This is a genomic window from Acinetobacter sp. YH01010, from assembly GCF_013420775.1.
GTDB classification, from domain to species: domain Bacteria; phylum Pseudomonadota; class Gammaproteobacteria; order Pseudomonadales; family Moraxellaceae; genus Acinetobacter; species Acinetobacter amyesii.
The window spans coordinates 19,969-37,853 of sequence record NZ_VOYF01000003.1 but is presented as its reverse complement, the minus strand read 5'-3'; the positions used below and the strand labels follow the sequence as shown (position 1 = coordinate 37,853).

Annotated in this window: 15 protein-coding genes, 1 tRNA gene and 1 pseudogene; 11 read left to right on the top strand and 6 right to left on the bottom strand. The window is 39.2% G+C overall.

Features of this window, described 5'->3' with window-relative positions; genetic code table 11:
* Positions 1-26 precede the first annotated feature (26 nt).
* A complete protein-coding gene (locus tag FTT77_RS03395; protein ID WP_180108905.1) occupies positions 27-584 on the bottom strand; it encodes a hypothetical protein in 558 nt (185 codons plus the stop codon).
* A 219-nt stretch (positions 585-803) separates the two neighbouring features.
* Here FTT77_RS03395 and FTT77_RS03390 point away from each other — a divergent pair, with 219 nt between their 5' ends.
* The 3 genes and pseudogenes from FTT77_RS03390 to FTT77_RS03380 all read left to right on the top strand — a co-directional run bounded on the left by FTT77_RS03390 (position 804) and on the right by FTT77_RS03380 (position 3,508).
* The gene (locus FTT77_RS03390; protein WP_078189922.1) at positions 804-2,303 is read left to right on the top strand and encodes a sodium:proton antiporter; all 1,500 of its coding nucleotides are present in this window, start codon (positions 804-806) and stop codon (positions 2,301-2,303) included.
* Between the two features lie 122 nt (positions 2,304-2,425).
* Positions 2,426-2,858 (top strand): annotated as a pseudogene (locus FTT77_RS17355) (transposase); the annotation flags it as partial.
* A 332-nt stretch (positions 2,859-3,190) separates the two neighbouring features.
* Positions 3,191-3,508, top strand: a complete 318-nt coding sequence (locus FTT77_RS03380) for an MGMT family protein (protein WP_180011029.1) — start codon at positions 3,191-3,193, stop codon at positions 3,506-3,508.
* 109 nt (positions 3,509-3,617) lie between these two features.
* Here FTT77_RS03380 and FTT77_RS03375 read toward each other — a convergent pair whose 3' ends face one another.
* Positions 3,618-4,058 (bottom strand): universal stress protein, encoded by a 441-nt coding sequence (locus FTT77_RS03375; protein WP_078189919.1) that lies wholly within the window; start codon positions 4,056-4,058, stop codon positions 3,618-3,620.
* Between the two features lie 291 nt (positions 4,059-4,349).
* Entirely contained in the window at positions 4,350-4,766 is a 417-nt protein-coding gene (locus FTT77_RS03370) for a hypothetical protein (protein WP_180026471.1), read from the bottom strand.
* Positions 4,767-4,933: 167 nt separating this feature from the next.
* On the opposite strand from FTT77_RS03370, the gene FTT77_RS03365 reads away from it, so the two are divergent.
* Positions 4,934-5,010, top strand: a tRNA-Met gene (locus tag FTT77_RS03365).
* 266 nt (positions 5,011-5,276) lie between these two features.
* Here the strand turns inward: FTT77_RS03365 and FTT77_RS03360 are convergent.
* Both FTT77_RS03360 and FTT77_RS03355 read right to left on the bottom strand, forming a co-directional pair.
* A complete protein-coding gene (locus tag FTT77_RS03360) occupies positions 5,277-6,902 on the bottom strand; it encodes an NAD+ synthase (protein WP_180108904.1) in 1,626 nt (541 codons plus the stop codon).
* Between the two features lie 375 nt (positions 6,903-7,277).
* On the bottom strand, positions 7,278-7,790 hold the full coding sequence (locus tag FTT77_RS03355) for a hypothetical protein (protein ID WP_180049135.1): 513 nt from the start codon (positions 7,788-7,790) through the stop codon (positions 7,278-7,280).
* Between the two features lie 30 nt (positions 7,791-7,820).
* Here FTT77_RS03355 and FTT77_RS03350 point away from each other — a divergent pair, with 30 nt between their 5' ends.
* The 5 genes from FTT77_RS03350 (at position 7,821) to FTT77_RS03330 (ending at position 14,481) form a co-directional block, all read left to right on the top strand.
* Positions 7,821-9,458, top strand: coding sequence for an AAA family ATPase (locus tag FTT77_RS03350; protein ID WP_373686698.1), 1,638 nt, complete (start codon positions 7,821-7,823; stop codon positions 9,456-9,458).
* The gene (locus FTT77_RS03345) at positions 9,446-10,885 is read left to right on the top strand and encodes a VWA domain-containing protein (protein ID WP_180020662.1); all 1,440 of its coding nucleotides are present in this window, start codon (positions 9,446-9,448) and stop codon (positions 10,883-10,885) included. The genes FTT77_RS03350 and FTT77_RS03345 overlap by 13 nt, the downstream gene beginning before the upstream one ends.
* A gap of 237 nt (positions 10,886-11,122) precedes the next feature.
* A complete protein-coding gene (locus tag FTT77_RS03340; RefSeq protein ID WP_111884407.1) occupies positions 11,123-12,079 on the top strand; it encodes a metal-dependent hydrolase in 957 nt (318 codons plus the stop codon).
* A gap of 12 nt (positions 12,080-12,091) precedes the next feature.
* On the top strand, positions 12,092-12,958 hold the full coding sequence (locus FTT77_RS03335; protein ID WP_180108903.1) for an SDR family NAD(P)-dependent oxidoreductase: 867 nt from the start codon (positions 12,092-12,094) through the stop codon (positions 12,956-12,958).
* 2 nt (positions 12,959-12,960) lie between these two features.
* Positions 12,961-14,481: an NAD(P)/FAD-dependent oxidoreductase gene (locus FTT77_RS03330; protein ID WP_257224700.1), complete on the top strand. Its 1,521-nt coding sequence runs from the start codon at positions 12,961-12,963 to the stop codon at positions 14,479-14,481.
* Positions 14,482-14,814: 333 nt separating this feature from the next.
* On the opposite strand, the gene gltA is transcribed toward FTT77_RS03330, so the two are convergent.
* Complete coding sequence (gene gltA, locus FTT77_RS03325) at positions 14,815-16,092, bottom strand: citrate synthase (RefSeq protein WP_078189909.1); 1,278 nt, start codon at positions 16,090-16,092, stop codon at positions 14,815-14,817.
* 1,027 nt (positions 16,093-17,119) lie between these two features.
* On the opposite strand from gltA, the gene sdhC reads away from it, so the two are divergent.
* Together sdhC and sdhD are read left to right on the top strand one after the other, a co-directional pair.
* A complete protein-coding gene (sdhC, locus tag FTT77_RS03320) occupies positions 17,120-17,518 on the top strand; it encodes a succinate dehydrogenase, cytochrome b556 subunit (protein ID WP_078192993.1) in 399 nt (132 codons plus the stop codon).
* A complete protein-coding gene (gene sdhD / locus FTT77_RS03315; protein ID WP_078189907.1) occupies positions 17,518-17,883 on the top strand; it encodes a succinate dehydrogenase, hydrophobic membrane anchor protein in 366 nt (121 codons plus the stop codon). Before sdhC ends, sdhD begins: the two co-directional genes overlap by 1 nt.
* The last annotated feature ends 2 nt before the right edge of the window (positions 17,884-17,885 follow it).

Below are 17,885 nucleotides of genomic sequence, written 5' to 3'. Positions count from 1 at the left end.
TTTTTCATTGAAAAATAGATTGAAGCTTATTTGTTGAGAAAGGATTTGAAGTTTCGAACAATACGATAGCTGACATACAATGCGGCAAATGCAAATAAAGCCACGCCAAAAACAGTATATTTAAGGCCTGAAATATCGTTTTGATAGAACTGTTTTAATTGGGCATCGCTATAGCGTAATTGTTGTTTTTGTCCAGTGCGGCTATTGGTGAAACTCACATTTTGGATATATTGAAATTGTCCAATTTTTAGTAAATCGAGGTGTTGAATTTGTCGAGTGTGTTGCTGATTAAATTCATCGAGACAAATATCTTGTGCATAGTTTTCACAATTCAGTTTGGCAAGATAACCATTATTCGCCAGCATGATAAAAATCGCACGATCGGGTGATTCATTATTGGAGACCAAAACCAATTGTTCTTTGGGCGTTGAATCCAGTGAGATGGTTTTTGCCTGACTAAAATAGTGCTCAGCACGTAAAATTTCCTGTGTCTTGCTATAGCAAGTGAGGATCAGGGCCGCCGTAATGATAAAGATCACAGCAGCGAAAAAGAGTCGAAAAACAGTTTTAATAGTCTGATGCATAGGAGAAATCATGTAGATGATGAAAATGCATAAAATCTATGCAGGCTCGCTATGTTAAATGATCTTGATAAAAGATGTGAAAAAAACTGAATTGATACACGGAATTTAGATAAAATTCGTTAGAATATTTTATTTTCAAATACTAAATAATTTAGTATTTATTTTCAAAATACCTATATCTCACTCTGTAGGCGACACAGCACCAAAATTGGGAACAAAATGGGAAATTATTTTTTTCTACAGGTTTTTACCGTTATTTTTGCACTTTCGATTGCAACCACGATTTTTAATAAACGTATCTTGGGCTTTCCACAAGCCATAGGTGTTCCCATTGTTTCTGCAATTTTTGTCTTTATTTTGCAATGGGGTGCAAGCCTGCTCAATGGCAATCAATTTGTGACGATTAATTTGCACAATATCGAAGAGGCCGTTCGCCATATCGACTTTTATGACTTTTTAATTAATGGCGTGATTTGTTTTATTTTGACCTCTTCTGCCTTGAAATTTAAAGTTTCAGATTTACGTTTGCATTGGAAACCAATCAGTATTTTGGCCAGTATAGCCTTGGTGCTTTGTGCGGTGTTCTTTGGTGTTGCTCTGTATGGTTATCAGTTCTTAATTGGTCATCATGTTGATTTATTGGTGTTGTTGTTATTAGGTGCTGCTTTAGGTGCGACTGACCCGATTGGGGTTAAAGGTGTACTAAGTTCGGTGCGTGCGCCACATCATTTGATGGTGAAATTAGAAGGCGAATCGCTCTTTAATGATGCCATGTGTATTGCTGTGTTTATGACTTTACTCAATGTTTTGCAAGGTGAACATTTTACCGTCATTGGTACGCTTGAAACACTGTTATATGAAATTGTTGTTGCAGTCATTATTGGTTGGGCATTTGGTTTAGGGATTTTACGTTTACTCCGCGGTAAACATGAAATGGAGTCCTTGATTTTAACCACAGCATTATTGGCAAGTGGTTCATATCTAGTCGCTTTATTCGCACATGCATCTGCACCAATTGCATGTGTTATTGGTGGTCTGATCGTTGGGAATAAATGGAAAGAAATCCTCCAAGACCGAGAAATCAGGGAAGTGAACCATTTCTGGCATACCGTGGAAGGAATCATCAATTCCTTCTTATTTACCCTGATCGGTCTCGAGTTATTTATCTTAGATTTAAGTATCAGCTTAATTTTAGGCGGTATGGTGGCGTTTATCATTTTGCATGCATCGCGCTTTGCAGCAAACTATTTATCTTTTGCATTCTTCCCAAGTTTCCGCAAAAAAAGTTACAACGGTAGCCTTGCCATCTTATCGTGGGGTGGGGTTCGTGGCGGTATTTCATTGGCCTTAATCCTTGCTGTTGCCAATATTCCTGAACTCAGTGAATACAGCAGTATTTTGATTGGATATACATTTATTGCAGTCTTAATGTCGGGCCTCGTGTGTGGCCTAGGTTTACCCGCTGTGATGAATGCTTTTTATTACAACCCGAATGAAGAAACCAAAGGTTTCAAAGGTTGGTATCAAAGAATGTGCCATAAAATGAATAAAAAGGGTTTCCAATATATCGTGGGCGAAGATATACATGGTAATGAAACCATCACGGTATATAACCCAGAAGCATTAATAGATACCAAAGCGGATGATGGTGTTGCTGCTGTACATAATCCAGAGAAAGTGCAAGAAGTTCGTCGATTAGAAAATCCCGAAAACTTCTAAATTGCTTTGTTCGATTTAAAAAAAGGAAATGCTTGAGCATTTCCTTTTTTTATTTCTAGCTGTGTTCCATCATGAAACAGCAAAATGTGGGAAATTATGACTGGTCATTCAGCAGGAGATAAAAACATATTGATATTGCGATTAGCTATCAAAAAAGTTCTGATGGACTACATCTACTTGTTGACTCTATAGGTTTGAAGTTATTAGCTGAAGGTGAATCGAAACCTAATAAACATCAGTCTGAAGGTCGACGACAATGGCGTAAACTTCGTATTGGTATAGATGCTGAAAACATTGCAAACATGGACAATTCAGCTCATGACAACAATGTCAGCAGTTCATAAGTACTAGAAAACTTACTTGCATAAATTTCACCTAGTGAGCCAATGAATTCTAGCTATACCGATGGCGCATATGACACAAAATGCTGTAGGCATATCATTTCAGATTTATAAGCACTCTAGTCATTCCTCAAAGAAAAAATGCGAAACCATGAAAAGACAAAAAACTGTGGCTTTGGGAAGAAATGAATTCTTAAAGACAGTCCGACGTGTAAGGTGTGCCGTCATGAAGCTTTTAGTCACATCATGATAAAGTTTATTTGAAGTTCTGCTTTAAATGACGCTGTCTTTTTGCATAAGAAATACGATATCTCGCCATGTTTTTAATTGCATAAATGCGCTCTCTACCAAGGGGCGATATTTATACAAATGGTTGTCATAGCCCAAATGTGTCGATAAAGTTGAATTACTCACTTTGAAAAATACCGATGTGACTTTACAAGATCTAATCGATCACAACCAATTACTGTACTAATCTGTCAAAATTAAGTATTAATCAAAGAGAACCTTCGGGTTCTCTTTTTTATGCGGCTCAAAGGAGATCAGATGAAGCAGAGTGATGAATTGGCAACGCAAATTTTGTCGGTCATTCAATTGATACCGCAGGCGAAGATTGCCACTTACGGACAAATTGCCAAATTAGCGGGTTTACCGAAACATGCACGACTGGTTGGCTATGTACTAAAGCATCTAGATACAACATCAACGATCCCATGGCATCGGGTGGTGAATGCTCAGGGAAAAATCAGCACGCAGCGTTGCAATGAAAAAGGTGAAAATATCCAGCAATTGAAATTGGCAGCTGAAAATGTCTTTGTGGTGAATGGACGCATCTCATTGAAACAATATCAATGGTTACCCTAAAAAATCCTTGCCTTAAACATAGAATTATAATTTTATAATTGATGAAGTAGTCAATAAAAAGCCCTCTAGGATCAGAAGGCTTTTTATTTCACGCTATAAATCTAATGGCTTATTTGCGTACAACCAAAACAGGAATGTCTGAAGCACCTAGTACGCTTTGAGCTACGCTGCCCAAGAAGAATTTTTTGATCCCTGTACGGCCATGTGAACCAATAATAATCAAGTCCGCATGTGTTTCTTCTGCAGCTTTAACCAGTTCAGTATGCACCACTTGACCTTCAAGTAAGCGAGTTTCAACAGTGACACCTTCAGTTGAAAATTTCGCTTTTGCTTCTTCAAGTGTATTTAAAATCGATGCACGAGCACGTTCAATTAAATCATTGGTTTGCGCTGCTGAAATATACTCTGCAGCAATATATGGATCGAGCGTCAGTACTTGAACCACAGTAATTTTACTGCCAAAAGTTTTTGCAAACTCGACAGCTTTAGCCACCGCAGCATAAGAAGTTTCTGAACCGTCCACTGGAACTAAAATATTATTTAAAGCCATCTTATTTCTCCTTATCTGATCAATTGAATTTGGATGGAAAAACCTGAAAAAAAGCGCTATTACATTGATCATAGTTTCATCATACGCTTTTTTATTTTGGAATAAAACCAAGTAAATTCATAAGGATATTGTGAATTTTGTAATAAAAATATTGCAAAAATATGGACTTGTCTTCACCATGCTTAGCGATAGCAAAAATGCTCAATAATGTAAGCAGCTATGTCTAGATTGTAAGACAATTTGGTGCTGAAAAATTGAGCCTAGATAATTCATCCAACAGCAGACATATTTTCAATCACACCGTTTCTCTTGCTCTGTCAGGGTAATATGCAACGCTTGTTGCTCAAGCAAGCTTAATTTATGCAAAGTATCTTCAGGAAAGATCTGTTTCTGTAGGCGTTGAATCTGTTGAGCTGATAAATACTGATTGGCACAATACATTGCAGCTTCATTGGCGCGAGCAACACTGACTAATTTCTCCTGATCATTGAAGTCGAGACGAATGATAGGCTGCTGTGCTCGGCTAAGTTGAGCCATGCTGCGCTTTTGTTGCATGCTCAGTAAAGGCTGTTTATTAATCCAAGTCGCCACATCACGTCGCACACCATTATAGTCAACAAAAATAGGTGAGACGATTTGGCAGCCCGTTAAGGTCATGACGGCAAGGCTGAGGGTCAGACAGGCTTTTTTTATCGAATTGAATTGCATGATAAAACTCTAATTTTTAATCAAAAAATATAGTAAATAGGGCTAAAAATAGCATAATTTGCTTAAATAGTAACATCTTGAACTTTGCTTGTTTAAACTCTGAACAATTGCAAACAAAAATGCTTGACGATAATGTGTGAAATCTAGATAATGCCACCACAGTTTACGGCTATGTAGCTCAGTTGGTTAGAGCACCGCACTCATAATGCGGGGGTCACAAGTTCAAGTCTCGTCATAGCCACCATTTTTATAGACCAAGCTCTCAGCTTGGTCTCTTTTTTTGTGCCTAGAAAAAGTCAAATAGATTGAAATAATTACAGCACTAATAAAATGATCTGTTCACGATGTTAATGTAGAAATAAAAGAGAACTCAAATCTTTGATGTTATGAATTGATGTCCTAACTTTTGAAATACACATCTCAATTACTTTTTATATTTACTGCTGTGTTTTTTGCGCCTATAAAAAAGCCCAGTTATAGAACTGGGCTTTTTTGATTTGAATTGAGTAATTAGATACCCGGTTTCCAACCATTCACGATTGGGTAGCGTCGTTCACGGCTAAATGCACGTGAGCTAATACGTGGACCGATCGCGCCTTGGCGACGTTTGTATTCGTTTAGATCAACCAAACGGATGACTTTTTTCACGACTTCAGCATCAAAACCTTTGGCAATGATGTCATCTTGGCTCATGTCTTCTTCGATATACGCATATAAGATGGCATCCAATACTTCGTATTCAGGTAATGAGTCTTGGTCTTTCTGATCTGGACGAAGTTCCGCAGAAGGTGGACGAGTAATTACACGTTCAGGGATCACTGGTGTTTCTGAAATGCTGTTACGGTATTTTGCTAGTTCAAATACAATCGTTTTATAAACGTCTTTAAGAACTGCAAAGCCACCGACCATGTCACCGTACAATGTACAGTAACCAACAGACAATTCAGACTTGTTCCCTGTAGAAAGTACAAGATTACCGAACTTGTTCGATAAGGCCATTAGCAACGTACCACGAGAACGCGCTTGTAGGTTTTCTTCAGTCGCATCAGTCGGTGCATCGCCAAAGAAAGGGAATAAGGTTTGCATAAAGCCATTCACAATTGGATTGATTTCGGCAATACCAAAAGTTACGCCCATATTCTTGGCTTGTTCAGCAGCATCTTCAACGCTGATTTGCGCGGTATAGGTATATGGCATCATGACCGCTTGAACTTTATCGGCGCCAATCGCATCGGCAGCAATCGCTAAAGTTAATGCTGAGTCAATACCACCAGATAGACCTAAAATCACGCCAGGGAAGCCTGAACGTTGTACGTAGTCACGGGTTGCGATTACAAGGCTTTGGTAGATTTCAGCCATGGTATTTAATACAGGCGTGATTGCACCTGTTTTAAAGGCTTTTTGTTCAGCATCGTATTCTGCGATATATAGATCTTCAACAAAACTTGGTGCTTGCAACGCAACTTCACCTGAATTGTTCATCACAAAGCTTGTGCCATCAAAGACAAGGTCGTCTTGACCGCCCACTTGGTTGCAGTAAACCAGATTGATGTTCAATTGTTTGGTCAATGCAGTCATGGTTTCAATGCGATGCTGTGGTTTACCAACTTCATAAGGTGAAGCATTCAACACCAAAGCGGTTTCAACATTTAACTGAGCAAGCTGTTGAACAGTTGGTAATGCCCAAACATCTTCGCAAATCAACACACCAAACTTATGACCTAAATATTCAAAGACTAGGTGTTGATGACCTTCACTGAAATAACGTTTTTCATCAAAAACGCTATAGTTTGGAAGATTTTGTTTATTGTAAATCCCGAGAACTTGACCATTTTTCATGACAGCAGCAGAGTTATAGCGCTGACCATCTTCAGTTTGATTTACAAAACCAAAGACTAAAACGATGTCCTTAATGCTCGCTAATTGTTCAAAAGCTTGCTGTGTACGTTTATTTAAACTTGGACGTAATAATAAATCTTCAGCAGGATAACCAACTGTAGAAAGTTCCGGAAAAACAATAATATCTGCGTTCTGTTCTTTTGCAACATTGGCTTGTTGAAGCATTTTTGCTGCGTTTGATTCTAGGTTACCAATATGCGGAGAGAACTGAGCAAGTGCAATTTTAAAACTATTCATTCCAACTAAATCCTATTCCTATAGGTGAATACACTTAACACACTGATTTGTATTATTGTGATTATTCAGCGAGTGTATTTAGATACGAAAAATACTGCCGAAAGGCGAAAACAAAACACCATCATCGTATGATAATTCACTTGTTTTGATGCAAAGCAAAAAAATAAGGTGAGCCTATTTTATCTGAATTTAAGCGAGATACTAGAGGTATTCATAGCTTTTAAAAGCCTAGCTGAGCTTATGTGCCATAAAGTAAATATTAATGCTGTTTTTTTGTACTCAAAATAGCGTCAATGGTCGAGCACTAGTGTGAAATAGAATGATCAGGCGATATTCAATTTTATCTAAAAATATTCGCTACAGAGCATGGAAGCTTTATAGCTCAATTTGATGAACAAGTTCAGGATATAAAATAATATTTTTAATTCGCTTTAAATAGATGTCACGTGCAATGTCACCTTGTTGCTCAATGTTGTAGTCAAAAAATGCCTTGTGTGCTTTGAGGGTATAGCGGTATGGATTATATTTTTTAAAACTGAAGAAATACGCCATCTGCAAAATAGCACCCCGACCCAAAACATTGATCTGTTGCTGGTATTGATAAACATGGGCCATTTCATGAATAAACAGGGCACGATATCCTAAAGACGCTTTGGCATAGTCCGCTTTAAACAGTAAATTTCGTGCATGGATATACCCCTGAGGCGCCATGACCACATGCGCCGATTGCCAAGGCAAAAAAGGGTGATTCATCACTTTCACTTGCTCATATTGAATCAAATCACCAAACACACTGCGACACATGGATATTTCACCTGCCGTGAGGGATCGATATTTAAAACCTTCAAGTTTTAATAGTCGAATGAGTGTGTGAAAAAAGGGCAACATGATGAAAGGTGTCTAAATCTCTAAAGGGATGTGCAGTTTAACTATAACCTGAAAAAAAGATATCGCACTGTTGCGCTGTATTTAAAAAGCGATATTTTTGCATCTGCTACAGCGAAAAATCGGTTAGGGCGTTACAATTTAGTTTTCGGTCAAACAGATAGTCAGATGCAAGCACGGATCAATACTTTAATTTCTGAAATCAGCAAAAATATGTATGAACGTGAGCAGATTATTGCTTTGAGTTTGTTGGCTGGTGTTGCGGGTATGAATACCTTTTTATATGGTTTGCCCGGCACTGCAAAAAGTTTGATTTCACGTCGAATCGCCTCTGCTTTTGAGGTCCATGACTATTTTGAATATTTGATGAATCGTTTCAGTACGCCTGAAGAAATTTTTGGACCGGTATCGATCAAAGCCTTAAAAGAAGATCAATACATTCGTAAAACAGAACATTATTTACCACGGGCAGATTTTGCATTTTTAGATGAAATTTGGAAAGCCAGCCCTGCGATTTTAAATACTTTACTGACCTTGGTGAATGAGCGGAGTTTTAAAAATGGTGACATTGTCCAAAAAGTTCCATTGAATGTTTTGGTCAGTGCATCGAATGAAATTCCCGAACCAAATCAAGGTCTAGATGCCTTGTATGATCGTTTTATTTTGCGCTTAGAAGTGCCGCCGATTGCTGTTGCAGAAAACTTTCATGCACTATTACAGGCCAAGCCGAGTCAAGTCAGTGTTGAAGTCGATGCGACCTTAAAAATAAAAAAAGCGGAGTTGCAAGATTGGCGGGAACAGATTTATCAGGTGGAATTACCCGAATCGATTTTAAATCTGTTTGATCAACTTAAAACTCGACTCAATCATAACTTTGAAGATCACGTGGTCTATGTCTCTGACCGTCGTTGGCAACGTGTGGCTTATTTAGTCAAAGCCTGTGCATTTTTAAATGATCGTCCATCGGTGATTTTGAGTGATTTATTAATTTTAAAACATTGCTTATGGAATCAGCCTGAAGACATTGCCTTTGTTTCACAGCAGATAGATGACGTATTGGCTGAAAATGGCTTAAATTATGGGTTGCAGTTCGAACAGCATGTGGCAGAGAAGGATGCACTTGAACAGCGGGTGCTCAATCATTTTTATTATACCGATGATGTCTATGAGAGTTATTTAATTCATGGCACTGATTACTTGCGTGCAGTGACCAATCTAGATCGACACTATAAAGATAAAGTGTTGTATCTCGAACTGGATAAAATGGATACGAAAAAGGACTTCTTTGCCTTAGATGATACCGGTGAAGAAGTGCGTGGCATCGTATGTAATTTTAATGGTTCAAGAGTGTGTACGTTAAAAGGTGGATATTACGGCTTAGAGGAAGTGGTGACGCCGTATATAAAACATACCAAAGGCAGTCCACGCAGTGCACTTTCAGCACAAAGCCAATATGAGCTGTTACACGAGGTTCAACAGCTCAAAGCACTGTTTCAAACAGAATTGGATCTGTTGACGGAACGCTTTAACAGTCAAAAACATCAGTTTAAATCGGTCTTTGTCACTGAACAGGATATTCAACATTTAATTCAATCTATTGAGCAGCAATTGGCAAGATATCAATTGCAGTTGCAAGATTGTGAGCGTCTGGAACAGTTATGTCGCAATTAAAACCGACACGACATCAAACTCAATCGGCACTCGATGAATTAAGTTCACAACTTTATGATGAATTAAAACAATCCAGTTTAAAACATTGGTTGGATGATCATAAAGTTGCAAAAAAGCTCGATCAAAAAATTCAGGAATGGGCCTTTCAGGCAAAGTCGAGTTTAGATCAGCAGCATCCCTATGCAGTGGCGCAGCAGCAATTGGAACATTGGCTTGCGTTAAAGCATTGGGAACAGGGCGATTTTGTTCAATTCCACACTGAATATGCCGCCTTTATGCAAACCTTGGGGATTCCAGAATTTACTGAAATGTGGCAACAGAGCCAACAGTCGTTGCAGACCGAGCAGCAGCGTCAATTACACATTGAGCTATTCAAAGGCAAATGGCAACGTAAATTGACCGAAGCTATTGCGCATTGGGAGTTTGAGCAACTCCGTTTACAACGCGATGCCTTTTTAGATGAAATCAAAGATTTTCTTGCAGCATTGTCGAAAATGGTCAAGCACCATGACAGTGTCGGGTTTGAAACTGGGATTTTTCTAGACTATTCCAAAGGGCAATTAACTGCGCAAGACTTACAAAACTTTGAGCAATGGGCCAATTATCTCGAGCAAGATCGGGCGCTTAAACGTCTATGCCAAATGATCGGAAGCGCACAGCCGAATATGCCACGTAAGCGGATTTCTGCTCAGTTAGAACAAGAACCGCAGCAGCTTATTCACACCCCGATGGCGCAAGAGGAAATTACTGGAATTAAATTGGCACAAGAACTCAGTATGGCTTTACCTAGCGAGTTGGCGCTATTAGCCGATCCAGACTTGCAGGTTTTATTTGATTTGAAATATTTAGAATCTAACCTGATGAGTTTTAATCGACAAGATCAGCAACAGGGACGAGTGATCGAAGACCCACGCCATACGCAGCGTCGAGTCGGACAAAAAGGCCCGATGATTGTCTGCTTAGATACCAGTGGCTCAATGAATGGACAACCTGAACTGATTTCCAAAGCAATTTGTCTATATTTATCCATTCGAGCGTTAAAAGAAAAGCGAGCGATGTATTTGGTAAATTTCTCGACCAATTTAACCGCGCTGAATTTACAACATAATAGTGCTTTGGATGATGTCATTCACTTTTTAGGGCAGTCATTTCATGGGGGGACGGATATTATCCCTGCGATGAATCATGCCGTGGACATGTTGAAACAACCGAATTTTGTACATGCTGATGTGGTGGTAATTTCAGACTTTATCATGGGGCAACTGACTGAAGAACTCATGCAAGAGATCACACATTTTAAGCAGCAGGGCAATGGATTCTATGCTGTGGCGATTGGTAATTTTAAACTGGATCATTTAGACGACAGCCTGTTTGATCATCAATGGGTCTATCAATCTGCGACCGGTGAAGTGCAAAAAATCCAATAATCATCACTCAATCAAAATACGCCATGACCTTTAATGACAAGCTTTTGAGCCATACAACACCGATGTTTTAAAGATTGTCTGACAAAGAAAATATTTGAGCGTTTTTGCAAATCGAGAGGTCGGTTTTGCTAATGGCCTAGTGATCTATCTCACTTAATTTGATCCTCAATCTATGTGTTTTTACTTCAATCGACATGAAGTCAATGAAGGGGAAACACCCAAATTGAGAGCAAAATCATGAGCGCTTTTCAACCGATAAAAAAAACTTTAGCACGCGTATTTGCAGGCCCTGTCTTTGACCCAACAAAACAGTCTGCCGTTGTTCCTATTCGTCATATGAAATTTGATTTTGAACCAGAAAAAATTGATCCAAAATTTTATATGAATGCAGAATTGGCCAGTGCCTATTTTGCATCTTTATCTATTTTCTTAACCCGTGGCGAAGATTTAGTGATTGATACTGCTCGATATCATCGCGACTTTATTCAAGATCCTGTATTAAGACAACGTGTCACGTCGTTGATTGGGCAAGAGGCTATTCATTCACGTATGCATGAAGAAATGAATGAAGCGTATCGCGCAAGAAATCTGCCTGTGCAATTTTTTAGAAAGTTAGAACACTACGTCTTTGCCTATGGTTTTGAACGTATGCCACAGCCAATGAAGTTATCCTTAATGGCAGCAATTGAGCATTTCACCGCAGTGCTTGCGGAATACATGATGAATCATGAAGAAATCTTTTTTAATTCAATAGATGAAAAGCAGCGCGCTATTTGGATGTGGCATATGTTGGAAGAGTCTGAACACAAAGACATTGCCTATGATGTTTATCAAGAATTATCAGGTAATTATGCTTTACGTATTGCTGGCTTTTTCCCTGCATTAATTACCATTTTGGGTTTGATTTCAATTGGTGCATCGATTGTCCCTTTCTACAGAAAGCCATCAAATTTGATTAGCCTAAGCTACTGGAAAGATGTTCCGCGCAGTTTCCAACTGATTTTTGGGCTAAGAGATGGTGTTTATGGCAGCAGCCTCGGGCATATTTTTGACTATCTACGACCAAGTTTTCACCCGAATGACCATGACACTTCTGCATTTCTTGAATATTACAAAAAGCGCCTGCTGAACCCTGTTGATGGTGTGTTGACACCTTATTTTGTCAAAGAATTTACACCAGCATTAAAACGATAAAAGGACAAAACCATGGGTCTATTTGGAAAAAAGAACAAGCCAAGTGAAAACGCCTATGCGGTGGTCACCGGTGCAGGCAGTGGTATTGGACGAAGCTTTGCTTTAGAGCTAGCACGTCGTGGCGGAACAGTGGTCTGTGCCGATATTCATTTAGAGGCAGCACAAGAAACGGTGGATCAAATTCAATCCATGACCTCATCAAGTGCTTATGCAGTGCAGTGTGATGTAGGTAAGGCTGAAGAAGTAAAAGCATTGTCAGAGCAAGCTGAGCAGTTGATGGGACATGCTGTGACCTTAGTGATCAACAATGCAGGCGTCGGGCTGGGTGGTAAATTTGATGAGCTGAGTTTAGACGACTGGCAGTGGTGTATGCATGTCAATTTGTGGGGTGTGGTGCATGGCTGCCATTATTTTGTACCCAAGTTGAAACAAAATAAGCAGGGTGGCGCGATTATTAATGTTGCTTCTGCTGCGGCATATACTGCTGCACCAGAAATGACAGCATATAACGTGACGAAGTCGAGTGTGTTGGCATTGTCTGAAACTTTATCGGCTGAGCTGCGATCGGCAAATATCCGTGTGAATGTGCTGTGCCCAACTTTGGTGCCGACCAATATTATGAAAAATGGTCGCTTACCTAATCGATATTCAGGCTTGGCCGATCAATTGTTAATGAATCATGCATTTACGACGAGCCATGATGTGGTCAATTTGACATTGAATAATTTAGATGCAGGGAAGTTGTATACCATTCCGCAACCTGATGCCAAATTATTTTGGTGGTTAAAGCGTTTATCCCCGCAAACCTATACCCGCTTATTGGGGGTGGGTTATCCCATATTTAACAACTATATTAAAAAGTCGGGAGTAAAAGCATGAACATGCCGACACAATTACATGACGAAGATGTAAAAGCCTTAGATCAAGAGAAAACTCAAACTAAAAAGCCAACTGCTAATACTATTGCACGTCGTCCTGCATCGTCTTCTGCCAAAGCTAAAAAAGCAGCACAAGACCAATTAGAGTCAGAGCCTAGCCTAGAAAAACCAAGCGTAGAAAATCAAGTGCGTGTCTACGATACCATTGTGATTGGTGCAGGGATATCAGGTTTAGCTGCAGCTCATCAAATGAATGAACGAGGTTATACCGATTATGTGGTTTTGGAAAAAGCCAATCGCGTGGGAGGTACATGGCGCGACAACACCTATCCAGGTTGTGGATGTGATGTTCCTTCGGCGTTGTATTCTTTTTCATTTGCGCCGAGTCATAAATGGAGTCATTTATTTGCCAAGCAACCTGAGATTTTGAACTATTTAGAAGATGTTGCGGAGCAGCATGCGCTGTATCGCAACATTCAGTTCAACTGTGAATTAATTGCAGCGGAATGGAATGAGCAATTAAAGCAATGGCAATTAGAGACGAGCAAAGGTAAGTATGCGGCGAGAACGGTAATTTTTTCCACTGGGCCGATTACTGAACCTCAAATTCCAAAAATTAAAGGTATTGAAAGCTTTGAAGGTGAAATGTTCCATTCTGCGCGATGGAACCATGCCTATGACTTAAAAGATAAACGTATTGCGGTGATTGGTACGGGGGCATCTGCGATTCAGTTTATTCCTCAGATTCAACCTATTGCCAAAAATGTGGTGGTGTTTCAACGTACCGCACCATGGGTATTGCCAAAAGCAGATTTGCCACTGAATGACCGTGCGAAAGGCATCATTACCCGCTTTCCAACTGTACAAGAAACTTGGCGCAAAAGTGTGGCCGGTATATTAAATGGTATTAATTTAGGGCTGCGTAATCCTTCACTACTAGAGCCTGTGAATTATTTGGGTCGTCAGTTGTTGAAAACACAAATTCAAGATGCTGAATTACGTGAAAAAGTTACACCAAACTTTTCTATTGGTTGTAAGCGTCTTTTATTTGCCAATAACTATTATCCTGCTTTGCAGCAAGCCAATGTCGAACTTGTACCACATGGTTTAGTTGAAATAGAAGGTAATACTGTTATTGCTGCAAATGGTGAACGTCATGAAGTCGATGTCATTATTTGGGGCACAGGTTTTGAAGTTTCTCATCCGCCGATTGGGCAGCGTGTAAAAAATGCCAAAGGGGAGTTATTGTCAGAACTTTGGAAAAACAGTTCTCCTGAAGCGTTTTTGGGTACCAGTATCGCGCAAGTACCTAATGCCTTCTTGGTGCTTGGGCCAAATGTATTGGCCTATCACAATGCAAAAGTACAGACGCATTTACAGACTACGGTCTTTAATAGTGGCGGTTGTAAGAGTTATTACTTAGATGCCAATGGGCGCAATTTTGCAGCTTGGCCGTGGTCACTGAAACAGTTAAAGCAGCGTCTTAAACAGGTGGACTTGACAGACTATGAGACGGTTGCTTAGAAAATATTGTTTATTAAAAGTTGCCTAACTCAATAAGCCAAAATAAAGCATCATCAATATTTAAGCCTTTTGTTTACAGCCTAATTTCTACGTGAAATTAGGCTTTTTTATGACGCTATCTGATGAAACAGTGTGAGATTTTCTAGAAAATGGCGATTTAAAATACACTCAGCAATAAACACCATACTTTATAGCTTGTGAGACATCGTTTTATCTAATGATTGAGCAGGAAAATTCAGTCAGATGGGTCTGTTTTAAAGTGCAAAATAAATCTAGCCGCATAAAAAAACCGCCCTAAAGGGGCGGTTTTTAGATTCGCACAATTCTTTCGAATTAACGACCTTGGATATCGCGTTGAGTTTCGCCAGTGTAAAGCTGACGAGGACGACCGATTTTGTAAGGTGCGCTGTGCATTTCTAACCAGTGGCTGATCCAACCAACAGTACGTGCAAGAGCGAAGATAACAGTAAACATTTCTGTTGGGATACCAATCGCTTTAAGGATGATACCTGAGTAGAAGTCTACGTTAGGGTATAGGTTACGTTTGATGAAGTATTCGTCAGAAAGCGCAATACGTTCAAGTTCCATAGCCAAAGCAAGTTGTGGATCGTTGATACCAAGTGCAGTTAACACTTCGTCACAAGTCTCTTTCATTACTTTCGCACGTGGATCGAAGTTTTTGTAAACTCGGTGACCGAAGCCCATAAGTTTAACTTCTTTAGTTTTCACTTTTTCCATGAACGGAGCAACGTTTTCTACAGTGCCGATTTCATCAAGCATCTTAAGAACAGCTTCGTTCGCGCCGCCGTGAGCAGGTCCCCATAGAGCCGCGATACCCGCAGCGATACATGCGTATGGGTTAGCGCCAGTAGAACCAGCAAGACGTACTGTAGAAGTAGACGCGTTTTGTTCGTGGTCAGCATGAAGCGTGAAAATACGGTCCATTGCTTTAGCAAGAATAGGGTCAACTTTGTAATCACGGTCTGCAGGAGTAGCAAACATCATGTACAAGAAGTTTTCTGCGTAGCTTAAATCGTTACGTGGGTAAACGAATGGTTGGCCTACTGTGTATTTGTAAGTCCAAGCAGCTAAAGTAGGAACTTTAGCGATTAAGCGAATAGCAGTGATTTCGCGGTGATCAATGTTTTCAACATCGAAACCGTTGTGATAGAACGCAGAAAGCGCACCAACAACACCACACATGATCGCCATAGGGTGAGCGTCACGACGGAAACCATTGAAGAAACGGCCAACTTGATCGTGAACCATAGTGTGGTTACGAACTTTAGCATCGAATTCTTGTTTTTGTTCAGCAGTAGGAAGCTCGCCGTTCAAAAGAAGGTAGCAAGTTTCTAAGTAGTCTGCTTTAGTAGCAAGCTGGTCGATTGGGTAGCCACGGTGTAGAAGAACACCTTTACCGCCGTCAATGAAAGTGATTTTAGATTCACAAGCAGCCGTTGAGACAAAACCAGGATCAAAAGTAAAGTGACCTGCGGCCAACACATCTTTAACGTCAATTACATCTGGGCCTAGAGTGCCACTGTAAATTGGTAAGTCAATTTCTTTGCCATCAAGCTGTAAAACGGCTTTTTTGCCAGTTGCTTCAGACATTCAATAGATCTCCTGTCCTGGTGAATGTTTTATCTGACTCAGTACTAATCTTTTAATGCGAGAATCAGACAGATCAAAAATTTGCTCTAAGATTAGAGGGAACTGAAATTTTGTCAATTATACTTATGGATATAAATTGAGGATCATTCCTTGAAATGAAGCACAATTCATACGCTTAAAAAATGAGTAAAATCACAGTGCCGACGCAGTATAATAAGTCAATTTGCAGGGGAGGTGCAGATTAAAAAAAGCCTATTGCCTTAATTGTAAGCAATTTTTAATTCTTAAAAACTCTGAAACAAATATGAATTACAAGACCGCTATTTCATTAAATTATTATAATTTTCGTAACTTACACACATTTGTGGCTCTAAATTGCTTTTTTCTTATTCATAATTAAAACGACTTAATCGTACTTAAAAAAAAGTTCGTTTGGTTAAAAAATAGTTAATTAAACGCCTTTAAAAGATCAATAAATGAACATTTTTGTCATTGGAAAGGTAAAAAATGGAGTTTTATTAAACAGATTTGCTGTTGTTGAGATTTTTATGCACAGACTAAGTACTTATTTCGTTTCATGATCTTTCAGTTTTATCATTTGAGAAAATGATGCATATTTATTTTTATGATTATGGCTTGGCGAATGTGCTGGAAGATTTTAAAATGTAGTGGGAAAAGAAAGATTTAGATTTGTTCATCTTTAGTCTAAAAGTTTAAATCGCCATATACACACAAAAACAATAAGTGAGATTTACATTTAACTGATTAAAACCAACAACATAGTATGATTTTCTTAGATAAATAAGGTATTTGTTTTTAGAAAAGTTATTGTTAATGATTCTTATTTAAGGATATTTTGCAAAATTCCTAATTGTCTTCGTTTGTGTTTTGAAAGTTCACGTTTTATAATTCCCTGTCGTTTATAAGATCAGACAGCTGCAGAGTTTATTATATTGTAATGTCTGACTATGCTAGCTTTCCTACGAATTAATTCCAACAAACTCCGGATGGAGTTTTTACTTACAGGATGCCCGCTGTGAAAAGCAACAGACCTGTCAATTTGTCCATGGGTCAAGTTTTAGACGTAAACTTAAAATCCCCTGTGGCTATTGCATCAATTTTACACCGTCTATCAGGTGTTATCGTATTTTTACTCGTACCGGTCCTTCTTTGGATTTTAGACAAATCTTTATCTTCACCTGAAGGTTTTGCGCAAGTTCAAGCTGTGTTTGATAGCTTTATTGTGCGTTTTGTCGTATGGGTATTTGTAGCCGGCTTAATTTATCACCTTATTGGTGGTATCAAGCATCTATTTGCAGATCTTGGCGTTGCTGAAGAACTTCAAAGTGGTCGTATCGCAGCTACTATTTCATTGATCTTGTCTGCAATCGGTATTGTTGCAGCATTTGTATGGATTGTTCTCTAATGAAAAGTGCTACAGGTTTAACAGGATCAGGTTCTCGCGATTGGTTTATCCAGCGTGTAAGTGCCGTTGTATTGGCTGTTTATACTATTGTTGTACTGGGCTGGATCCTTTGCAATAGCGGATTCACTTTTGAGCAATGGTATGGCTTTATGATGACAACACCAATGAAGATTTTATCTTTATTGTCTGTCTTATCTCTTGTTGCGCATGCTTGGATTGGTATGTGGCAAGTATTCACTGACTATGTGACTACTCGTCAAATGGGTCCTTCAGCAAACGGTCTGCGTTTAGTGCTGACTTCTGCAGTGATTGTTGCAGTATTTGCATACGCGATCTGGGCGATCCAGATTTTTTGGGCAAATTGATA